Source organism: Arthrobacter sp. MA-N2, assembly GCF_000517125.1.
Lineage (GTDB): Bacteria > Actinomycetota > Actinomycetes > Actinomycetales > Micrococcaceae > Arthrobacter > Arthrobacter methylotrophus.
Window position 1 is genome coordinate 2,290 of sequence record NZ_KI912156.1, and the last position, 19,693, is coordinate 21,982.

The window sequence follows — 19,693 nt, forward strand, 5'->3', positions numbered from 1 at the left end:
GGCCATAAAGACCGAATGGGTCCTTCTGATTGATATCCATGATCTCGAAGCAAACGGGCAGGGGTAACGCTATTTTCTGACGGTTCTAACTACCCTTAAGGACTGGACAAGGGGAACAGCCTAAGACCCGTCGTCTGGGTACCAGCGAACGCCGCTGCAGTTTGCTATTAGTTAGTTAGTATTGACACATCCCGTAGCCCACTTTCGGAGCGCAGACTCTTGGCCTCGCCAACCTCTTTCCAGTCGCAGATATACCGCTCCCTGCCGGAAATCGAGAGGGCCGACGCGATAGTCGAAAGGATTTCCAAGGCGATCGGGCTCGGTCTGCTCAAAGTAGGTGAACGGCTGCCCCCCGAAGCGACCCTCTCTGACATGTTCGGAGTTGGCGGCGCCACCCTTCGCGAAGCTTTGGCGGAGCTTCGGGAACAGGGTGTCGTCGAGACCCGGAGAGGCCGCAGTGGAGGAACCTTCGTCGTGAACCAGCCTCCAGCCCAGACCGACACCATACGGGATTGGTTTCTTTCGACGTCTATTTCGGAAATACGCGACATTGGAGACGAGCATTCCGCTATTTCCGCCACGACCGTCCGTCTGGCATGCGAGCGCGCGGAAGCACACGACGTCGATCGTCTTCAGGAACTTGCGCGAGCATTGGTTCTGGCCGCGACTCCGGAAGCGCGAGCACCTGCTGACAGCCGCTTCCACATTGAGTTGGCGGTAGCCGCGCAATCACCGAGGCTTGCGAATGCCGAAATCCGGCTTCAGGAAGAAACAGTTCAACAGCTCTGGACCCCGCTCACTGTGGCATTTGATCCGGAGTTGGCAACCGCCGAACATTTGGAATTGGTCCGGGCAATAGCCCAGGACCAACCCGAGAAAGCCCAGAAACTGATACTTGAGCACATCAAGCGGAATATCTTCCACCTCATCGACACGAAACTCACCCTGAGTTACGCTGCATCAAGTCAGGGTGGCCAATGAACCCCTCGCCACAGCATTTTGATCCGGACGCGGAAACCGTTGAACACTTGGGACTGGCCTGGACGTTAAATCACGGCCAACCCGAGATGGTCCAGAAACTCGTGTTTGAGAACATCAGACGAAACACCTTCCACCTGATCAGGAAACTCACCTCGTGTTACGCCAAAACAATTCAGGATGGCCAATGAACACCGACTATGAAGTCGTACATGCTGCTAATGTCCTCAGTGCGTGGATAAACGGCGTCTCGACGAAGACCACGGAACTCGTCAGGAACGTTGCCTCGCTGCTTGAGCAGAATCTCGCCGGCAAGGCCAAAGTCGATAAGGCTGCACGGGTAGGACTCGACGAAGTCGCGAGGGAGTTTTTGGCGAGGAATTCTTTTGCTGTGGGCGCCGGGACATTTTTCGCTGCGGAATCCGTTGAGGAGGGTGGCAGAGCCTTCGAATGGTGGTTCCGCAAGAACTCCGATGGCATGGAAAGGCTGGACGCTGACCGGACCCCGGGCAGTGACCGATATTACGACTATGAGAAGCTGCCATTCTTCTCGACCGCAGCTTCCACAGGTGAGCAGACTCTCTGGGGCCCGTATCTGGACTATCTCGGCTTCGAGGAATACATCCTCTCGTTCACGGAGCCGTTTTTCGTCCATGGAAACTTCACAGGGGTTGCGGGATGCGACATTCGGATCAAGGACTTAGAACCCCTCATCATGCCAAACTTGCGCGCGATCCCACGGGACGCCGCCCTCATCAACGCCAGCAACCGCGTCATTCTCGGCAACTCCGGGAAGTATCTGGTGGGCGAGCGGATCAAGTCTGGAGCTCCAAACCAGCACAGAGTGGCTCTGGACGTTCCCCACTTGGGACTCTCGCTGCTCTACACCACGTAGCCCTCAGCAGATAAAAGGATGACCTCCTGCCCGGAAACTCTGCGAATCCGGGCAGGAGGCCAAGGTCAGTTTGGGTCAGACCATGTCGCTTTCGAGTGAAAGAGCCTCGAGGGACGATGTCACTGGCTTCTTCCGGAACACCCGTGCCGCGACGTAGTAGAGCGGTGACACCACGCCCAGCCCGACGATCCAGGAGATGTCCACTCCGCCCATTGCTGCCGCGACGGGTCCGGTGTAGACCGCTGTTGCCGAGAAGGGAACCTGGATGAGGGCGCCGGCCAGATAGGCACCGATCGCAACCCAGTTGAACCTTTTGTAGACTCCGCCGTCGCGCTTGAAGAAGTCTTCAACCTTGTAGTCGCCGTGCCGGAGAAGGTAGTAGTCCACCAAGTTGATGGCTGTCCAAGGCACCAGCACGTACATCAGGAAGGAAAGGAAGTTCGTGTAAAAGAGGATGAAGTTGTCGCGTGCGAAAAGCGAGACCATGAGAGCGACGGTGAAGAGGAGAATTGCCGCAACGCTTCGGGTCTTGGCGCGAGGCAACCAGCTCGGCTTGAACGTCTGACCTATCGTGAGGCTGCACAAGACTCCACAGTAGAGATTAATGGAATTTTGCGCTGCGACTCCTAGGCAAAAGATGCCCATGATTACCATGGTCCATGGCTGGAGCAAGGCGCCCATGCTGCCTGGGATTTGGACGGTGGCTGCGTCGACCCCCATAGTGACCGCGAGGGTTCCCACCAAGGCGCCGAGGATCATCGGGAAGAGCGATCCCAGGACGCAACCGGAATAGGATGCCCAGAAAGCCGGAGTCGAGCCGGTGCCTTGAGGCAAGTAGCGGGAGTAGTCCGAAACGTAGGGAGCGTACGCGAGCTGCCAGAGGGCGGCAACGGAGACGGTGCCCATGAAGCCAGCCCAGGTAAAGTTGCCCTCGCTAAGGAAGGTGGCTGGCAAGCCGTGGACAAAAAGGATCCAGATGAAGGCCAGGACCAGCGCCAACCCGGCCACGATGCTCAAGAAGCGTGCATAGGCGTGGATGATTCGGTAGCCGAAAATCGTGGCAACAACACTCACCACCCCAATGACAATGATGCCCGCATCATCACTGATGCCCGGGCTGACTGCGGCTAGCGCTTCGCCGCCGAAGACGAGGTTCGCGGCGAAAAACCCGAGGTACATGACCACCACGAGCACGACGATCAGCAACGCCCCGTAGGAACCGAACTGGCCGCGGGTCTGGATCATCTGCGCCACACCCAGCTGCGGTCCTTGGGCCGCGTGCAGGGCCATGAAGATGGCACCGATGGCGTTTCCAAGGATGATTCCGACGACGGCGGGCACAAAGCCGAGTCCGAACACGGTGGTGGCGAGGCCGCCGGTCACCATGGTCATGATCATGATGTTGGAGCCAAACCAGATGGTAAAGAGGTCCCGGGCCGTTCCATGGCGTTCGTTCAGCGGGATTGGCTGGATGGTCTTATCCTCGAGCCTGGGCACTTCGGTCCGGACAGCGGGATTGCTTCGGTTGTGTATTGTCATGCCGAATCCTTCGGGCAGTGCTGTCAGCGGCGATGCTGGCAGCGTGGTGTTGGGAAGTTGGGTCCTCGCCGTTGGGTGCGAATGTTTGGCGGGAAGCAAGTAATCCAAGTGCTTGGAGACGTAATTCGCTGGGCGTCCCGAGCATTCTTGCCGGGAGTCGCGAACGCAGCGATGTTGTGGGCGCACAACTGGGCAGCGGCCCAGACGATCGCGCAATGGTGGGCTTCGCCCGAGGGTCGGCCAGATCGTCAACCCCGCTGAAAGAGCTGCTGCGCTCAATCACGGGCATCTGGACGGCGGGCAGCTCGAAAGGCTTGCGCGCCGGCGCGCAGGTGCAGCTAGCGTGGGACAAGTCGCGGCCTCCGAGGGCGGTGGGAGTAAGCACCCCTATTCTGTAGGCCTCACTCCCTACCCCGCCCTCGTGACACGCATCAGTTTCTAACCCTTAGCCGCGCCGGGTGGCCTCTGGGTCGAGAATGCTCTTCGGATCCCAACCGCCGAGTGGCTCGCCGTGGATGCCTTGGGTTCCGGGTCGCTTGCCTTTAGCGGAACGGGAGCCGATCTGCTCGGTCTTTACCATGGTTCCAAGAACGTCCAGGATTGCCCTGCATCCGAGTTGTGCTGTCGACTCGGAGGTGTCGTACGGAGGCGAGATTTCGACGACTTCCATGCCGATAAGCCCCTCTGCGGCCACCTGCCGCAAGGCTTTGAGTGCTTCGCGGGGAATGAGGCCACCTGGTTCCGGAGAGCCTGTACCGGGAGCGATTCCGCCATCGACGACATCGATGTCGAAAGAAAGATAGACGGCGTCGCAACCCTTCCAAGCAATTTCCAGGGCCGCCTCAACGGCCTTGTCGATTCCCATATTCTCGAGGTCACCGATAGTAATTACCGTTGTGTCGCGTTCCCTTGCCACTTTGAGTCCGTGGCGTGCGCCGTACCACCCACCAATGCCTATCTGGACCAAGTTTTCGGGCCGTACATTCGGAATATTGGTGGCATGGTAATAATGCGTGGTGTGCATGCGTTCATCCATATCTTTTTCCATGATATCGATGTGCCGATCAAAATGAACGATGCCAATGTTGCCGTCAAAATTCTTCGCGATTCCCCTAACAGTGGGGTATCCGATGGAGTGGTCACCACCGACAATTACCGGAAATGTTCCCTTTTGCATGATGTACGAGACCGCTTTGTCGATCTGATCAAAGGTCTTTTCAATGTTGCCTGGAATGACGAAAACGTCCCCAGCATCACACATGCTAATTTCTTGTTGTAGATCTACCGCAAGGTCAAGGTTATATCCGTCATACAAGGCGGAAATGTTCCTCACGGACTGGGGTCCGAATCGGGTTCCCGGACGATATGTCGTTCCGGTGTCGAAGGGGATCCCCAAAAATGCCACGTCGAACTGGTCGACCTCAGAGATGTCTTCGCAATAGGGAGCTTTGAGAAAGGTCTTGATACCCGCAAAGGCTGGTTGCGGTCCTCTGCTAAAGGTGGTAATGGTTCGATCTTCGATCGAATCGGCTGCTTCAAGTCCTAATTTGAGGCTGCGGGCGCTGGATTTCTCATGAACGTCTGTCGGAATCTCTGCCAAGAGATCAAGGTTGGCTACTCCTTGAAGGGAGCGACGGTCGAACCCTTCAACTTTCGACGGTTCATCGGGGGTTGTGTTCATTTTCTTTCCTTAATTTGGGTGGGATCTTCGATTTTGAAGAATGGTTGGATGAAGGAAGTTCTAGTTAGAATCGGCATATTAGGGATTGCTGGAAGAAACTCTTGGAGCTCGCAATTTCTAGCGGAGTCGTCTGCCGCGCCACGCGGACACGGCCCACACCAGCACAAAGAGTCCCACCAGGATGAGTCCGGCATCGCCGAGGTCAATTCGCCCCAACCATGTGGTGACGGGATCTTTGAGCTCGAACGCCGCGTTGACGAAACCACCGAGGGTGGTCACAGATATGAACAGCGCCGAGACAGCCGAAATGCCAGTGATCACGGCGTTGAAGCCGAGTTTGCGCTGCGGGTTGTGGATGGCAGATTTATACATCTTCATCATCGCCACGCCGTTGACGGAGTCGCACAGGGTCATGGCAGCGGTAAACGCGAGCGGAAGGGCCATCAAGGTGAGCGGTGAGACGCCGGCGAGTGACGCCGTCGCCGTGATGACCAGCAGTCCGATGGTTGTGGCCGTATCGAACCCCAGCCCGAACAGGAATCCGATGACATAGATGTTCCGTGGCCGCTCCACCTTGGACAGCGGTTTGGCGAGAAGTCGCGCAACGAGGCCTTTAGCCTCAAGGTCTTCATCGCGGAGCTCACCCCCGGCCCGCACATTCCGATAAACCTGCGTGGCGCGGACGAATGCCGAGCCATTGAACAAACCCATCGCAAGCAGGAAGAGTCCGGAGACGCCGCTACCGACCAGGCCCAGCACCTTGTTCCCAATGGTGCCGTCCTCCATGAACTGCCCGATCGAGGCAGTTCCAGCCACCAGCAACAGCCCGGCCAGGGTGACCACTGAACTGTGGCCCAGGCTGAACGCGAACCCCACGCTCACGGGGTCCCTATGCTGCGCCACGAACTTGCGCGTGGAATTGTCGATCGCGGCAAGGTGGTCCCAGTCGTAACTGTGCTTGATACCGGCGACATACGCGGTGACAACCAGCCCGAGCCCCAGCGGCTGCGCGGCACCTGCAGAACCAGACAACCACAGTACAAAGAAGGCAACGTGCAAAGCGGCGACCGCACTAAACGTGAACAGCAGCCTGGTCCGCAGGGATAACTTTTCCCGATCCCGATACACCGTGACGAAACGGAACCCCTTGGTTTCTTCCGGAGCCGGGTGCACCGCCTTCAATCCTTTTCGTGGGGACGACCGCCCGGGAGAGCTCGGCGCGTGAGGTCGGGCCGGGGAATGCGCTACCTCTACCAGCGTCTCGGCTTCTGTGTTGAGAGCCATGGTTTCTCCTTGGTTCTTTGTTCAGGATGAGGATCCCTGAGGCCTGGGCAGTTGAAGTGCCCGTGGCGTGAAGAGGGTTAGGCAGATGTTGGGCGCGGACCTTCATGCGCCCGGTCTGCGCAACCCCGGCAACCCTCTTGCGAAGGGTCATAGCAGTTCTGAACTCCGCTGACGTGACGCGAGTCACTTGGTTCTCATGCAGCAAAGCTACGGCAAATAAAACATTTAGTCCAGCCCTTTTTTTAGCGATTCAATTAGACCTAAAGCTATGGGACTTGCGATCATCACACCCACCTTGTCTTGCAGGTCAGGCTTTATTGATCTACCCGGCCGCGGAAACCGATGCACTCCGATAACCCTAGGGCTCGGCCAAAACCCCCACTCCGTGGGATCAAACCTTCCGGTCGGGAGCAGATCGCACCGCGGAACCTCCCTCGGTGGCATGCGATGCGTTCCCGATGACGCCTGATCTGCGAATCATCACAAAAAAAGCTGGACTAAATGTTTTATTTGCCGTAGCTTTGCTGCATGGGAACCACGTGACCGGCGTCACGCCAGTAGAGTTCAGAGCTCCGCTGGCCCTTCGTGACGTAAGGGATGCCGGGTTTGCGCAGACCGGACACTTGCAAGTCAGCTGCAGCGAGCCCGGGCTCGGTGTCCCTTAAACGAGTTCCAAAGACAAGAGGGTCTGCCACAGCGTCCGCCGAACACCGCTCATGACGCGGGGCGGTGTTTGATGACGCCCGGGCCTTGGGGATCCTCATCCTGAACAGGACCAATCAAGGAGATAATCATGACTATCAGCAGTGAAGCTCAAGCCGTTGTTGGGACGGCGCATCCGTTGGATCCGTTGTCGCGGGCGGAGATTTCCCGTGTGGTTTCGATTTTGAAGGAGGGGCCGGCTGCGGGGGAGTCGTTCCGTTTTATCAGTGTTGAGTTGCGTGAGCCGTCCAAGGCGGATTTGCGTGGTGGTGTGCAGGTGGCGCGTGAGGCGGACGCGGTTTTGGTGGACCGGGCTCAGGGGCGTGCGTTCGAGGCGGTTGTTGGTCTTGATACGGGCACGGTTGATAAGTGGGCGCAGCTTGCTGTGGGTGTTCAGCCGCCGTTCATGGTGGATGAGTTTGCCGAGGGTGAGGAGAGTTGCCGGAAGAATCCCGAGGTTCAGGCTGCTTTGGCCAAGCGTGGGATCACGGATATGTCCTTGGTTTGTTTCGAGCCGTGGTCCGTGGGGTATTTCGGTGAGGATGATGAGGGGCGGCGTTTGATGCGTGCCCTGGTTTTTGTTCGGGACGAGGCGGACGATAGCCCGTACGCGCACCCGATCGAGAACTTCATTGTGATCGTGGATTTGAATTCCGGTGAGGTTGTCAAGCTTGAGGATGATCAGGCGATCCCGGTTCCGAAGGCTTCGGGTAATTATCTGCCCAAGTATGTTGGTCCGGCCCGTACGGACCTGAAGCCGATTGAGATCACCCAGCCCGAGGGTGCTTCGTTCACGGTGACGGGTAATCATGTGCAGTGGGCTGATTGGTCTTTCCGGGTGGGGTTCACCCCGCGTGAGGGTTTGGTCCTGCATCAGCTCAAGTTCCGGGACCAGGGTGTTGAGCGTCCGGTGATCAACCGGGCTTCGTTGTCGGAAATGGTTGTTCCGTATGGTGATACGGCCCCGGTGCAGGCGAAGAAGAACGCGTTTGATTCCGGTGAGTACAACATCGGTAACATGGCTAACTCCCTGACGCTGGGTTGTGACTGCCTGGGTGAGATCAGGTACTTCGATGGTCATAGCGTGGACAGCCTGGGTAACCCGTGGACGATCGAGAACGCGATCTGCATGCATGAGGAAGACGATTCCATTTTGTGGAAGCACTTCGATTTCCGTGAGGCCACCACCGAGACCCGGCGCAGCCGGAAGCTGGTGATTTCCTTCATTGCTACGGTCGCGAACTATGAGTACGCGTTCTACTGGCACCTTTTCCTTGACGGGAGCATCGAGTTCCTGGTCAAGGCCACCGGTATTCTTTCCACTGCCGGGCAGAAGCCTGGTGAGAAGAGCCCGTACGGGCAGTCCCTGAACAACGATGGCCTGTACGCCCCGATCCACCAGCACATGTTCAACGTCCGGATGGACTTCGAGCTTGATGGTGTGAAGAACGCCGTTTACGAAGTGGACATGGAAATCCCCCGGGAGAACCCGACCCATACCGCGTTCATGGCCGTGGATCGTTTGCTGGAGACCGAGAAAGCCGCGATCCGCAAGACCGATTCGGGCAAGCACCGGTTCTGGAAGATCGTCAACCACGAAAGCAGGAACATCGTCGATGAACCGGTCGCGTACCGGTTGATCCCCACCGATGGCATCCAGCTCGCGGCCGGGGACGAGTCCTACGTTTCCAAACGCGCCCAGTTCGCCCGGAACAACCTCTGGGTCACCGCGTACGACCGGACCGAACGCTTCGCTGCCGGGGAGTTCCCGAACCAGTCCACCGGCGCCGATGACGGCCTGCATATCTGGACCGAAAAGGACCGGAACATCGTGGATGAGGACCTCGTGGTCTGGTACACCTTCGGCATGCACCACGTCGTCCGTCTCGAAGACTGGCCCGTGATGCCCCGCCAGAACATCGGCTTCATGCTCGAACCCCACGGCTTCTTCAACCAAAACCCCACCCTGAACCTCCCCACCGAAACCCGGGGCACCAACGGCGGGCACTGCAGCACAGGAAACGACCAATAAAGCCAAGCAAGCACTAACCGTGGTCCCCGGCGCCCTCCACACCCGCACCGGGGACCACACCCCTTTCCCCGATCTTCAGTCCCCGGCGCTGTCCACACCCGCACCGGGGACTGAACCCATACCCCACCCAAACCCAGCAGCGAGAGCGTGATCCACGTGTTCAACATCCCCGCCATTACCTGGACCCTCACCGCCGCCCTGCTCCTGGGCGGAAGCTACCACGCCCTGCAAGCAGCACGGACCCGCCACCACACAGACCGGGTCAACAACATCCTCCACGCCCTCATGAACATCCTGATGGCCGCCATGCTCTGGAACCTCGCACCCACCACCCTGCTGGCCCAAATCGCCGTCCTCACCGGCGCAGCCCTCTGGTTCACCATCCAAGCCGTCGCCCGCCCCGAATTCAAAACACTCTGCACCACCGCCCAAGGCCGGCTCAAATGCGCCTACCACGCCCTCACCATGGCCGGCGCAGCCCTCATGATTCGCCCTCATGAACCAAGGAACCACCCCCGCCCAGGGAACCACCCCCGCACAAACAATGACCATGCCCATGCCCATGCCAGCCACCCACCACACCATGACAACAACGCCCCACAGCCCGGCAACCCCAACACTCGATCACTCACCGGCACTAGCGATCCTCCCGGCAACATTCTTCACAGCCGCAGCAGTAATATTCCTCATCCTCCTACTGCGCGCCCGACGACAAAAAACCACCCACCCCAAAACAACCCCACCACCCCACACCCGCACAAACCACGGACTCGAAGCCCTCGGCGCCACCACCATGGCCCTCATGTTCGCCACCATGACATAAACAACTGTCACCAAAGGCCGCCAAGGCCACAGGCCACCCGAAAGGCCTAGGCCCGTACGTCGTCCGCCTCGCTGGCTCGGCGCGCCTCGGCGCCCCGCACGCTTTCAGCACCCGAGGACGGCCGCCCTGCAATCCGCGGCGCAATGAGAAGTCCGATGACCGCGATTCCCGCAGTCAGTGCGAACACGCCAGAGAAGGACGCGGGGAAGGAGGCCGCCGCCGTCGTCATGGCACTGAAGACGAGTCCCGTCACGGCGAGCGAGAGGGCACCCCCGAGGGAATCGGCGATGGACATCGCCGAACTGTTGAAGCCTTGGTCCTCGGGCGTGGAGAGAGCCAAGGTCATGACGCTAAGCCTCGGGTACATCAAGCCCATGCCGGCGCCCGCGAACAGCCAGCCCGCAATCGCCACCCCTGCCGGCCACCCGGACACTGTAGTCACGAGGAGGACGGCGATGGCACCGAGCACCAACGCGGAACCGATCCGGACCGCCAGGGCGCTGCCGAGCCTGGATCCCAGCCGTCCTTGGACGGCGGAGGCACCGGCCCAGGCGAGCGCCGATCCCGTCAAAGCGAGTCCGGCGAACGCTGGCGTGAAGGAGTATCGATCCGTGAGGAGGTACGGCACGTACACCTCAGCACCGAAAAAGGCTGCGGAGGCGAATCCGCGCATCAGGATGACGCTCGGCAATCCACGGTGCGCGCGGAGCGTGCCGCGGGGAACCAACGGCCGCACGGCCAGCATGGCAACGGCGAGCGCGACGGCGGCTATCACCCAAGCGACGCCGGGCACCTGGCCGGACAGGTTCAGGCCGAGGACGGCGAGGGCTGCGAGCGCGGCCCATCCCATGCGGCCGATCGCCCAAGGCGCAATGGCGGCTTCAGACGCCTCCCGTGGGCCTGGCGCCGGGCGCATGCCCCGCATGGCGGGGAGGATCATCGCCAACGCCGGGACCACGAGGCCGACCACGCCCAGGAATACCCAGTGCCAGCTGCTCAATTGGGCAACGACACCCGCGGCGAAAGGACCGATCATCGATGGAATGACCCAGGCAGCCGAGAACGCGGCGAAGACCTGGGCGTGGAGCCTTGCAGGGTAGACCCGGGCGATCACCACGTAGAGCGCCACCGTCATCGCGCCGCCGCCAAGGCCCTGGACGAGCCGTCCCGCCACGAGCATCGGCATGGAAACCGCGATACCGGCGATCAACAACCCTGCCGCGAACAAGGCCACGGACGCGTACAACGGGGCGGCCGGACCGCGCCGGTCCGCCCAGTTCCCCGCGACGACCATCCCGATAACGCCCGTGGCGAGAGGCCCGGCGAAGGCCAGTGCATAGAGCCCGGCACCATCCAGCTCGCGACTCACCAGCGGCATGATGGTGGTGACGGCCATCGATTCAAAAGCTGCCAGGAAGACCAACGCGCACGCACCCGCCGTCGCTAGAAGGTAGGGGCGTTGTAGTATGCCGGCTGTTGCGTCGTCGCTCATCCCTCCAGCCTAGAAGCCCGGACGGGTTGGGGCCACGGAGCCAGTGCGCACCGCCCACGTCAACGGTCAACGGGGAGGTTCCCGAACATGCTTGCGGGCCGAGACCGTCCTCAGGATGCTCCGCGCAACGGCACCACCAACACGGGGACGCCCGAGAACTCCAAAACCCGCAGGGTATGGCTTCCGATGTATGGTGTTGCGCTGCCCGGACGGTCCACAAGGGCAACTACTATCAGGGCCGCCCCGACGTCGCGGGCCTCGGCGAGAATTTCGGCTGCGACCCGGCCCGAGCGATGGGCGAGTGAGACCTCCACTCCTGCCGCGGTTGCGAGCGCGGCGACATGCCGGAGGGCCGCGTCGGCAGCGAGGTCGGAACTTCTCGCCATGGCGGAGGGATCGATGCTGCCGGGATGCCTCTCCAGCGCCCTCGCATCCTGGACGGTCAGGACCCTCAGGCTCGCGTTGAGCCGACGGGCATAATCAACCGCCACTTCGGCGGCCCGGAAGGCTGCCCGTGAGTCATTCACAGCCACCAGGATCACGTCGCTCATGAGCCCCCTCCCGCATCGGAATCCGGCACGGGTCGTCCCCGGTTCGCCGCCGACCGGTCCGCCGCCCAGCGCAGGCGCAGGCTTTCTTCAAGTTCCTGCGCGTCGAGCTGACGCCGGATGGCCAGCAATTCGTTTTCCAATTTCGGAATCCAGCGGTTCTCAACTGCACGCTGCCGGATTCTGGTCGCAGCGAGTTCCGCGGTCAGCAGCATTTCCGCACGCTGGACGGCGGCAAAGCGAACGCCGGCTTCAAGTGCCTTGCGATGAACGACGGCGGCGTAGGAGAGTGCCGAGCTTCCGCCCGCTCCTGGCGCCGCCGGGAGCCGACACTCCGGATCTTCGGGGTACGGCACACCCATGGCGCTGGCCCACCGCATCTGGACCTCGGCGGCTTCCGACGGTGCAGCCGCCTCGATCTGCCCGGTTCCGTCCAGAGCGGCAGAGCGGCGCAGCCAAAGCGCAGCTTCCCTTGCCAGCGCTTCCCACTCCGTACGGCTCAGTTCTTCGCGCAGCTGGAACCGTTCCAGCTCGTCCGCCAAAATGTGCTGTTTCCGGTCCAGCAGGCGTGCGCCGTGGCGGGCTGTGACCAGCCGCCGCTCGATCCGGACCTTCGCTGCCCGTCCCGTGCCACTCATGGATTGCCATCCCGGTGGGGCAAGTAGCGCTTCAGGAAATCGGTGGACACCATTGTCAGCTCTTGTTCCGGTAGCGCAGCCAACGCAGCCCAGGCCCGTGCCAACGTATCGTCCAAGGTACGGATTTCGTCGCGGCCCTGCTTGAAGAGGCCGTTCTCCACCAGAGTCTGGAACTCGATGTAACTGCGGTCGGTTTCACTCAGCGCCGCCGCACCGACCAGCTCGGCCAATTCGGTGGCTTGCCGTGCACGCGCCATGGCAGCAAGAACCTGGGCGGCAACGTCGAGGTGGTCTTCGCGTGTCCGGTCTTTACCAGCACCGCTGCGCATCAGCCGCGACAGGGAGGACAGGACGTCGACTGGCGGGTAGATGCCACGGGATGCTATTTCGGGAGCAAGGACAATTTGTCCCTCGGTGATGTAGCCGGTCAGGTCCGGAACCGGGTGGGTCATGTCGCCGCCCGGCATCGTCAGCACTGGGACGATCGTGACGGAGCCATCGTGGCCTTTGACCCGCCCACAGCGCTCATAAAGGGTGGCAAGGTCGCTGTACAAGTAACCGGGGTAGGCCCGTCGCGCCGGAATTTCCCGTCGCGCAGCAGAAACCTCACGGACCGCCTCGGCATAACTGGTCATGTCTGACATGATCACGAGAACGTCGTGGCCCTCGGTATATGCAAGGTGTTCGGCAATGGTGAGGGCGATCCGCGGTGTGAGTATCCGTTCAATGACCGGATCGTCGGCCGCATTGAGGAGGAGCACCAATTCTCCCTCGGCAGATCGTCCTTCGAGGCGGTCCCTGACGTATGCGATATCAGCGTGGGTCAGGCCCATCGCGGCGAACACCACCCGGAAGGACTGACCGCTCGAGGTCGCTTGGGCTGCAATCTGGGTAGCCAGCGTCAAGTGCGCAAGACCGGGCACGGAGAAGATGGGGAGTTTTTGTCCCCTGACCAGGGTGGTCAATCCATCGATGACGGAAATGCCGGTCAAGACAGGTTCTTGCGGGGGTTCCCGGTAGACGGGGTTCAGCGGCCAACCGCTGACAGGAAGCGTTGCCGTCCCCGAAACGGGGGGCCCGCCGTCGAGCGGTTCACCGCGACCATTGCAGACACGTCCCAGCCATTCGGTTCCCACTTCGATGTGCAAGGGACGTCCCTCGAAACGGATCCTAATGCCGCCCAGCGACATGCCGTCGGTGCTTTCAAGTACCTGCAAAGTGGCGAGGTCCTGGTCCACTTCGAGAACCAGGCCGTGCCGGCGCTCACCGCCGTCCATGTCGATCGTGGCGAATTCATCCCAGCCGACTCCTTCTATCCCGCCTGCGATGAGCAGTGGTCCACGGAGCTCCCGAACATCGCCGTGGGAGATCTGCGCGGCGAAGGCCGGGGGTAGCGGCAACGGGCCGGCTTCGCGGGGCTCCGCGGCTTGTGAATGGGTCATTGCAAGGCCTCCAATGCCTTCAGCATCTCACCGCTGCGGGCTTTGACAGCCGCCGCGTCCGCGGGCCCCGTTTCTTCACGTGCCCGAAGAACCAGTCCGAGATCGGCTCGCTCGATCGTGGTGGCAGCAACCCCCCGTTCCACAAGCCTCTGGCAAGCATCGACGACGTCGAGCACGAGGTCGAGTAATGCGGCGCCTTTTTCCGGGGAACAGAACCCGTCATTGGCGCTAAGCGCGTTTTGCATCAGCACGCCGTCACGCAACAGGCGACCACCTAGCAGCACCATCCGTTCGTGGCCTGGCAGCGAGGAGGTCCCGATGATCTCCGCCAGTTCGGCGAGCTGGTCCGCCTGGGCCAGCAGGGTGGCTGCGCGAGCCCGACGGGCCGCCCAACCGGATTGCCCGTTGGCCTCATGCCAGGTGCCGAGGGCTTCCGCGTCGCGGGCGAAGGAGCTTGTCCAGCTCACGGCGGGATAGTGCCTTGAGTAGGCCAGATCCCGGTCCAACATCCACAAGGACCGGACAAACCGCTGGGAGTCCGTGGTGACCGGCTCCGTCATGTCGCCCCCGGGCGGGGAAACAGCCCCGATCACCGTCACGGAGGCTGTCTTCCCGCCGAGCGTCGTCACAGTGCCGGCCCGCTCGTAGAAGGAGGCCAGTTCCGATGCGAGATTCGCCGGGTAACCCTCCTCGGCGGGTAGGTCACCGTTCCGGTTGGCGAATTCGCGCAAGGCCTCTGCCCAGCGGGAGGTCGAATCCGCGATCACGACGACGTCATAACCCATGTCCCGGTAATATTCGGCAACCGTGATCCCGCTGAAGATGCTTGCCTCCCGCGCCATCATGGGCATATTCGAGGTATTGGCGATAATGACGGTACGGTCAATCAGCTTTCCCCCCGTCCGTCCGTCCTCAAGCTGCGAGAGTCCGTCCAGGACATCAGCCATTTCGTTGCCGCGCTCCCCGCAGCCCACGTAGACAATGACGTCGGCGTCGCTCCACTTCGCTATCTGCTGCAGCATCATGGTCTTGCCGGTCCCGAATCCGCCCGGAACCGCCGCAGCCGTTCCCCGCGCCACCGGAAACATCAGGTCAAGGACTCTCTGGCCCGTATGCAGGGGCTCCGTGCTTGTGTGCCTGGTCCTGAACGGCCGCGGGCGGCGCACCGGACAGCGTTCGGCAAGGGTCACCTCGTGGTCGCCCACCACGGCTACGGTGTCGAACAGGTGAACTGTGCTCTTTGGAGCCAGCCAGCCGAGCTTGCCCGATACGCCCGCCGGAACCAGAACCCGGTGTACCACCGACCCCGAATCCGGCACAGTGCCCAAGACATCGCCGGAGGAGACACTCGTCCCGGGTACCGCCTCCGGTTGGAAGGTCCACTCGCGGGCCAACGACGTCGGGTCTTCCGCGGATCCCGACCGTTCGGGCGTCAGCCACATCGGTGCCGAGGAAAGCGGCCGCATGAGCCCGTCGAACACCTGCCCGAGCAAACCGGGCCCCATCAGTCCGGAAAGTTCGCCGCCGGTCGGGGCAGCAACGTCGCCGGCTTTAAGGCCACCGGTGTATTCATAGGCCTGCAGGGTTGCCCGGGTCCCGGTTATGGCCACGGTTTCGGCGCTGATGCGGCGGGGGCCGACGGCGATCAGTTCAAGCATGGACAACCCATCAACTCCCTCGATCTCGACGAGGGGTCCGCTGACGTGCACCACGGTGCCGTCCTTCCGTGCCGCTACCGGTTCCACAGCTCACGCGCCCCGGGCATGGAGTCCAGAGCCATCTCGGCCAGCACCGGAAGGGAAAGGTCCAGTCGGCGTGACCCTGCCTGGGCGATGACACCGCCTTCAGGGCTCTCGGATACGCTCGCATCCGGGCCGAGTAGCTCCTTGCATTGCGCCGTGAGCCGGATCATCATCTCCGCGTACCGGGAATCGGAGGTGAGTCCCGCCGCAGCTTCCCGTACCCGGCGATGGAGTTCCACGCGGAGGGAATTCCGCTGTGCCAAGACAAGTTCGTGTGCCTGGCGGCGCACCCGCGCTGAACGCATTGCCGCCTCCAAGCGAGCCGCAGACTCGCCCTCTTTGGCCGCCGCTGCGAGGATGCCTGCAGCTTCGGCGCGCGCGGCATCCAAGAGGCCGGCGGCCTCCCTGGCAGCATCGCCGCGGATCCCGGAGGCCAGTTCCTCGGCCGCAGCGCGCAGCGCCTTCCGCACTGGTTGCAGGGCGCTTTCGGATTCCGGGCCCAACCTGGTCACGAGGGAAGCACCACGCTCATGGGCGAGCGGGGATCAGCCAGGAGCTGGTCCAGTGAGCGCGCCGCGGCGGGCGTGAGCACCACCACCGCAGTTCCCTCGGGCAGCGCCCTCCACGCATGGCGGAATTCTTCATCGGTGGAGCCTGCGAAGACGCTGACCCCCGCAAGCAGGAATCCGTCCAGCAGGGCCTGTTCACCGATCGCGGCAATGGTGTGGGACATCGTTCCAACCACCTGCTCAGGCCTTGCCGATGAGGATGATGGCGATGATGAGGCCATAGATCGCGATCCCTTCCGCCAGCCCGACCACAACCATCGCCCGGCCGAAGATTTCCGGACGTTCACTCATCGCCGCGAGGGCGGCAGATCCGGTATAGGCAACGGCGAATGCGGCACCAATCGAGGAACCGGCGACGGCGATGGCCGCTGCGATCAGCGCGGAGCCGCCGGCCCCGGGTGGCGAATCGGTGGCTGCCGCGGCAAGCGCTGGAGCCACGCCCCCGGAGGCGGCTGCCGGCGCTGCGGTCAGCGCCCCCGCCAGCAGCGCCAACGATCCTGCCATCACCGCGATGTTGAGGGCCGCCAGGATTTTGAACGCGGGCTTTCGCCAGCGCCTGAGGAGCAGGATGGCCCCCGTTGCAGCGATGAGGAAAACAGGAACGGTGCCGAACCAGAGGTTCACGGTAGTTGCCTTTCAGCCGGGGTGCCAAGGGGGATGACTGGGAGAGCGGTGGCCGCATCTGTCGGCGTGGGCGCCAGTTCCGGTGACCATGGTCTGAACCGGCGGCCCTCGGACTGGAAAATTCGTGAAAACAGTTCGTAGTATTCGAGGCGCAAAGCCTGGATTCCGGCTACGAGCGCTTCAAGCGCGAAGGTCACCACATTGCCCACGAGGAACAGGAGGATCGCCGCAGCAGCGCGCCAATCCGGCGCCCATAACGCCGTCGTGCCGTTCCAGACCACCATCAGCAGCGCGGCGTGGGTCAATCCGAAAGCGGCAAGGCGGGCGAAAGAAACAAGGTTCGAGCCCAAGCGGATGACCGTATCAACGAGTTCGACGACGGCCTGGAAGATCGCGGCGGCACCTCCTCCGGCCTCAACAAAGAGGCCTATGAAGATAATGACCAGCGAGCCGAGCGCGAGAAGGACTGCCGCCGCGGTCAGCAGCCCTGTACCCGTGCCGAGGCCCCAAACGAGCAGCCCGATTGCAAGGAACAGCAGGGAACCCGCGACGCCGGAGCGGGCGTACAGGGCAAATCCCCAACCGCCTTCCCTGACGCGGTTGATGGTGCCGATGGCGTAGGCGCCGGCAAGCAGGAACGCTCCGACGCCCAATCCGGCCACCAGGAGCGGAACCGGATTCGAAAGCGGTTCCAACCACAGGACCGGCACCAGGCCTGTAGGGCCGAACGCCTCCCCGTAGAGCGCTCCGAAGAGCATGGCAGCCAGACCTGCTCCACTCACGAAAAGCCACGCCCTTTGCAGTTTGGCCAGCTTCTTGATGCGGCCACCACGTAACAGGAGACCGGCGGCCAAGAGAATCGCTCCGTGTCCCACATCGCCGAACATCATCCCGAACATCAGGACGTAGGCAATACCTGCAAGGCGCGAAGGATCCACGTCGGCATACGGAACGGTCCCGTAGGTGTCCACCAGTGTCCGGGAAGCGCGGGCTTGGCCCTGACCACCGAGCATTGTGGGCGGTTGGATCCACTGTGGCTGGGGCAACGGAACTACCGCAGCCCCTAGCGGACCCAGGGCTGCCGATAGGTCCGGAATGTCTCGCCGGGGCACCCAGCCCACGAGACCCGCCAGCGGCCCGGAGACGATGGCAGCGGCCGATGCCTTGTCCAGTTCCTCAGCGCCGTTGCCCGGCACGTACGGAAGGTCCAACTCGACCATGCCCAGGCGGGCAAGTTCGACGAGCACACGTCGCCGATTCCGCTCCGGTGCCAGCAACGCTACCCGTGCCATCCGCACAGGGGCCGCTGACTCACGCCGCCTCATCGAGCACCTCGCTCGATCCGGCGCCCGCCGCTGCGGCAGTCAGCGCGGCACGGATCCGCCACGCATCGGTGAACAGCACCGCGATGGCGCCTAGCACGACGTCGGGTCCGGGCATCGGACGACGAAGCAACTGGAAAGCGTCCCGCTCCACCGCGACACGCGCCCGGGCCTCGGCGCGCCACAAATCTGTTGGTGACTCGATACCAACGACCACGTTCCGCAGTCCCGGCGGGAGCGCCGACGAGAACTCGGCGAGCCCTTTGGCGTCTTGCCACGACCGGCCGATGACCGGCCCCAATAAGCGAAGGACGGGGGCCGGTGGCGTCGCACCGTCGACAGTCAGGATCCTGGCTGCCACGAGGACGCATGCCGCGCCACACCACGGCCGTGCGGCGGGCGCCACGGCCGCCAATCGCCGCGCCCATGCAACAGTCAAAGCATCCTTAAGGTCGCCTGGACGCGCAACACCGACGTCCCCCCAGGCTGATGCGTGCAAGGCCGCGGCCAATTCTTCGCTGGATCCGGCCGACTGCAGGCGGGGCCAAGCGGTCGCAAGGGCTCCCAAGTGATAGGGCTCCGGTGACTCTGCCCCGCCAGCAAGCCGGCGGGCCAAAGCCATGACGTTTTCGATTTCAAAAATTCCCGCGGCGGCTCGCGCAAGCGAGGTGCCCGACGCTGGAAGCCACCCGGCGAGGACCCGCAGTTGCCAGAGAACCGACTCGTGGATGGCACGTTCAGCTGCCGGAAGTCCTGGATTTCCCCTGAGCCGTTCCGCGTAGCTTGACTCCTGAAGCAATGCCAAGGCATGGTCCAAGGTCGGTTGGGCAGCCATTTCCCGGCTGCTGCCGGCACCAACGCGGCGCTCCGCCATGGCTCGGGAACGCACAGACGCAGCCACCCAGTCGGCCTTCATTCGTCTCCAGCGCCTTGCGGAGCCAACAGGCTGTCTATGACCTGGGTAACGACGCCTGGAATGAGTGCCAGGCCGGTCTCTTCCACGGCCGCGGCCTCATGTCGAGCCTGTTCCAGAAGCTGCGCGTCCCTCTCCGATGCTGACCGTCCGGTCCGCGCGGCGGCGTTGGCTCGCTCGGCACCGGCCTCGAGCCGCGCCTGGGACAAAATCGCAGCCGCTTGCCGGCGGGCCCCGAGCACGTCCTGTTCCGCACTCTTGCGTGCTTCCTCAACAAGTGCCGCGCACGATGCGACGTCGCCGGCCAATGCGGCGAATACGGGTCCCAATTCCGCGGCCGGCCCCTGGGCATCAGCGGACGGCACGCCGGCGGGGCCAGCGGGCCCCGGAGTGCCGACTGGCCTGAATCTGTCAAGAAAACTCAATCGCGCCATGGCACCCATCTCGGAAACGTCCTCAGAGCCACAGT

Annotated in this window: 18 protein-coding genes; 4 read left to right on the forward strand and 14 right to left on the reverse strand. The window is 62.4% G+C overall.

Annotated features, from left to right (window positions below; all coding sequences use genetic code 11):
• The first annotated feature begins 219 nt into the window (after positions 1-219).
• Both A3M3_RS0118185 and A3M3_RS0118195 read left to right on the forward strand, forming a co-directional pair.
• On the forward strand, positions 220-981 hold the full coding sequence (locus A3M3_RS0118185; RefSeq protein WP_028267536.1) for a FadR/GntR family transcriptional regulator: 762 nt from the start codon (positions 220-222) through the stop codon (positions 979-981).
• A 184-nt stretch (positions 982-1,165) separates the two neighbouring features.
• Positions 1,166-1,873, forward strand: coding sequence for a cache domain-containing protein (locus A3M3_RS0118195; protein ID WP_028267538.1), 708 nt, complete (start codon positions 1,166-1,168; stop codon positions 1,871-1,873).
• A gap of 75 nt (positions 1,874-1,948) precedes the next feature.
• Here the strand turns inward: A3M3_RS0118195 and A3M3_RS0118200 are convergent, their stop codons facing one another.
• From A3M3_RS0118200 to A3M3_RS0118210, 3 genes are all read right to left on the reverse strand, one after another.
• Positions 1,949-3,412 carry a purine-cytosine permease family protein gene (locus A3M3_RS0118200; protein WP_051423370.1) on the reverse strand — a complete coding sequence of 488 codons (1,464 nt, stop codon included), beginning with the start codon at positions 3,410-3,412 and terminating at the stop codon, positions 1,949-1,951.
• A 445-nt stretch (positions 3,413-3,857) separates the two neighbouring features.
• Positions 3,858-5,093, reverse strand: coding sequence for an agmatinase family protein (locus tag A3M3_RS25820; protein WP_081736932.1), 1,236 nt, complete (start codon positions 5,091-5,093; stop codon positions 3,858-3,860).
• A 117-nt stretch (positions 5,094-5,210) separates the two neighbouring features.
• Positions 5,211-6,377 (reverse strand): HoxN/HupN/NixA family nickel/cobalt transporter, encoded by a 1,167-nt coding sequence (locus A3M3_RS0118210; protein ID WP_081736933.1) that lies wholly within the window; start codon positions 6,375-6,377, stop codon positions 5,211-5,213.
• 793 nt (positions 6,378-7,170) lie between these two features.
• On the opposite strand from A3M3_RS0118210, the gene A3M3_RS25825 reads away from it, so the two are divergent.
• Entirely contained in the window at positions 7,171-9,111 is a 1,941-nt protein-coding gene (locus A3M3_RS25825; RefSeq protein ID WP_035743334.1) for a primary-amine oxidase, read from the forward strand.
• A gap of 306 nt (positions 9,112-9,417) precedes the next feature.
• On the forward strand, positions 9,418-9,984 hold the full coding sequence (locus A3M3_RS29600; protein WP_442853127.1) for a DUF5134 domain-containing protein: 567 nt from the start codon (positions 9,418-9,420) through the stop codon (positions 9,982-9,984).
• On the opposite strand, the gene A3M3_RS25835 is transcribed toward A3M3_RS29600, so the two are convergent.
• From A3M3_RS25835 to A3M3_RS0118275, 11 genes are all read right to left on the reverse strand, one after another.
• Positions 9,981-11,426 (reverse strand): MFS transporter, encoded by a 1,446-nt coding sequence (locus A3M3_RS25835; RefSeq protein ID WP_051423372.1) that lies wholly within the window; start codon positions 11,424-11,426, stop codon positions 9,981-9,983. The two genes, A3M3_RS29600 and A3M3_RS25835, sit on opposite strands and share 4 nt — an antisense overlap.
• Positions 11,427-11,536: 110 nt before the next feature.
• Positions 11,537-11,977 carry a universal stress protein gene (locus A3M3_RS27080; RefSeq protein ID WP_051423373.1) on the reverse strand — a complete coding sequence of 147 codons (441 nt, stop codon included), beginning with the start codon at positions 11,975-11,977 and terminating at the stop codon, positions 11,537-11,539.
• Positions 11,974-12,612 (reverse strand): V-type ATP synthase subunit D, encoded by a 639-nt coding sequence (locus A3M3_RS0118235; protein ID WP_028267541.1) that lies wholly within the window; start codon positions 12,610-12,612, stop codon positions 11,974-11,976. The genes A3M3_RS27080 and A3M3_RS0118235 overlap by 4 nt, the downstream gene beginning before the upstream one ends.
• Entirely contained in the window at positions 12,609-14,054 is a 1,446-nt protein-coding gene (locus A3M3_RS0118240; protein ID WP_081736935.1) for a V-type ATP synthase subunit B, read from the reverse strand. Before A3M3_RS0118240 ends, A3M3_RS0118235 begins: the two co-directional genes overlap by 4 nt.
• Positions 14,051-15,766, reverse strand: coding sequence for a V-type ATP synthase subunit A (locus tag A3M3_RS0118245; protein ID WP_197023330.1), 1,716 nt, complete (start codon positions 15,764-15,766; stop codon positions 14,051-14,053). Before A3M3_RS0118245 ends, A3M3_RS0118240 begins: the two co-directional genes overlap by 4 nt.
• Positions 15,767-15,786: 20 nt before the next feature.
• Positions 15,787-16,308: a hypothetical protein gene (locus A3M3_RS28600; RefSeq protein WP_028267544.1), complete on the reverse strand. Its 522-nt coding sequence runs from the start codon at positions 16,306-16,308 to the stop codon at positions 15,787-15,789.
• Positions 16,305-16,529, reverse strand: a complete 225-nt coding sequence (locus tag A3M3_RS0118255) for a V-type ATP synthase subunit F (RefSeq protein ID WP_035743338.1) — start codon at positions 16,527-16,529, stop codon at positions 16,305-16,307. Before A3M3_RS0118255 ends, A3M3_RS28600 begins: the two co-directional genes overlap by 4 nt.
• A 16-nt stretch (positions 16,530-16,545) precedes the next feature.
• Positions 16,546-16,989, reverse strand: a complete 444-nt coding sequence (locus tag A3M3_RS0118260; RefSeq protein WP_028267546.1) for an ATP synthase subunit C — start codon at positions 16,987-16,989, stop codon at positions 16,546-16,548.
• Positions 16,986-18,281 (reverse strand): V-type ATPase 116kDa subunit family protein, encoded by a 1,296-nt coding sequence (locus A3M3_RS25845; protein ID WP_081736937.1) that lies wholly within the window; start codon positions 18,279-18,281, stop codon positions 16,986-16,988. The genes A3M3_RS0118260 and A3M3_RS25845 overlap by 4 nt, the downstream gene beginning before the upstream one ends.
• Before the next feature lie 19 nt (positions 18,282-18,300).
• A complete protein-coding gene (locus A3M3_RS0118270; protein WP_028267547.1) occupies positions 18,301-19,227 on the reverse strand; it encodes a V-type ATPase subunit in 927 nt (308 codons plus the stop codon).
• Positions 19,224-19,589: a hypothetical protein gene (locus tag A3M3_RS0118275; protein WP_231497358.1), complete on the reverse strand. Its 366-nt coding sequence runs from the start codon at positions 19,587-19,589 to the stop codon at positions 19,224-19,226. The genes A3M3_RS0118270 and A3M3_RS0118275 overlap by 4 nt, the downstream gene beginning before the upstream one ends.
• Between the last annotated feature and the right edge of the window lie 104 nt (positions 19,590-19,693).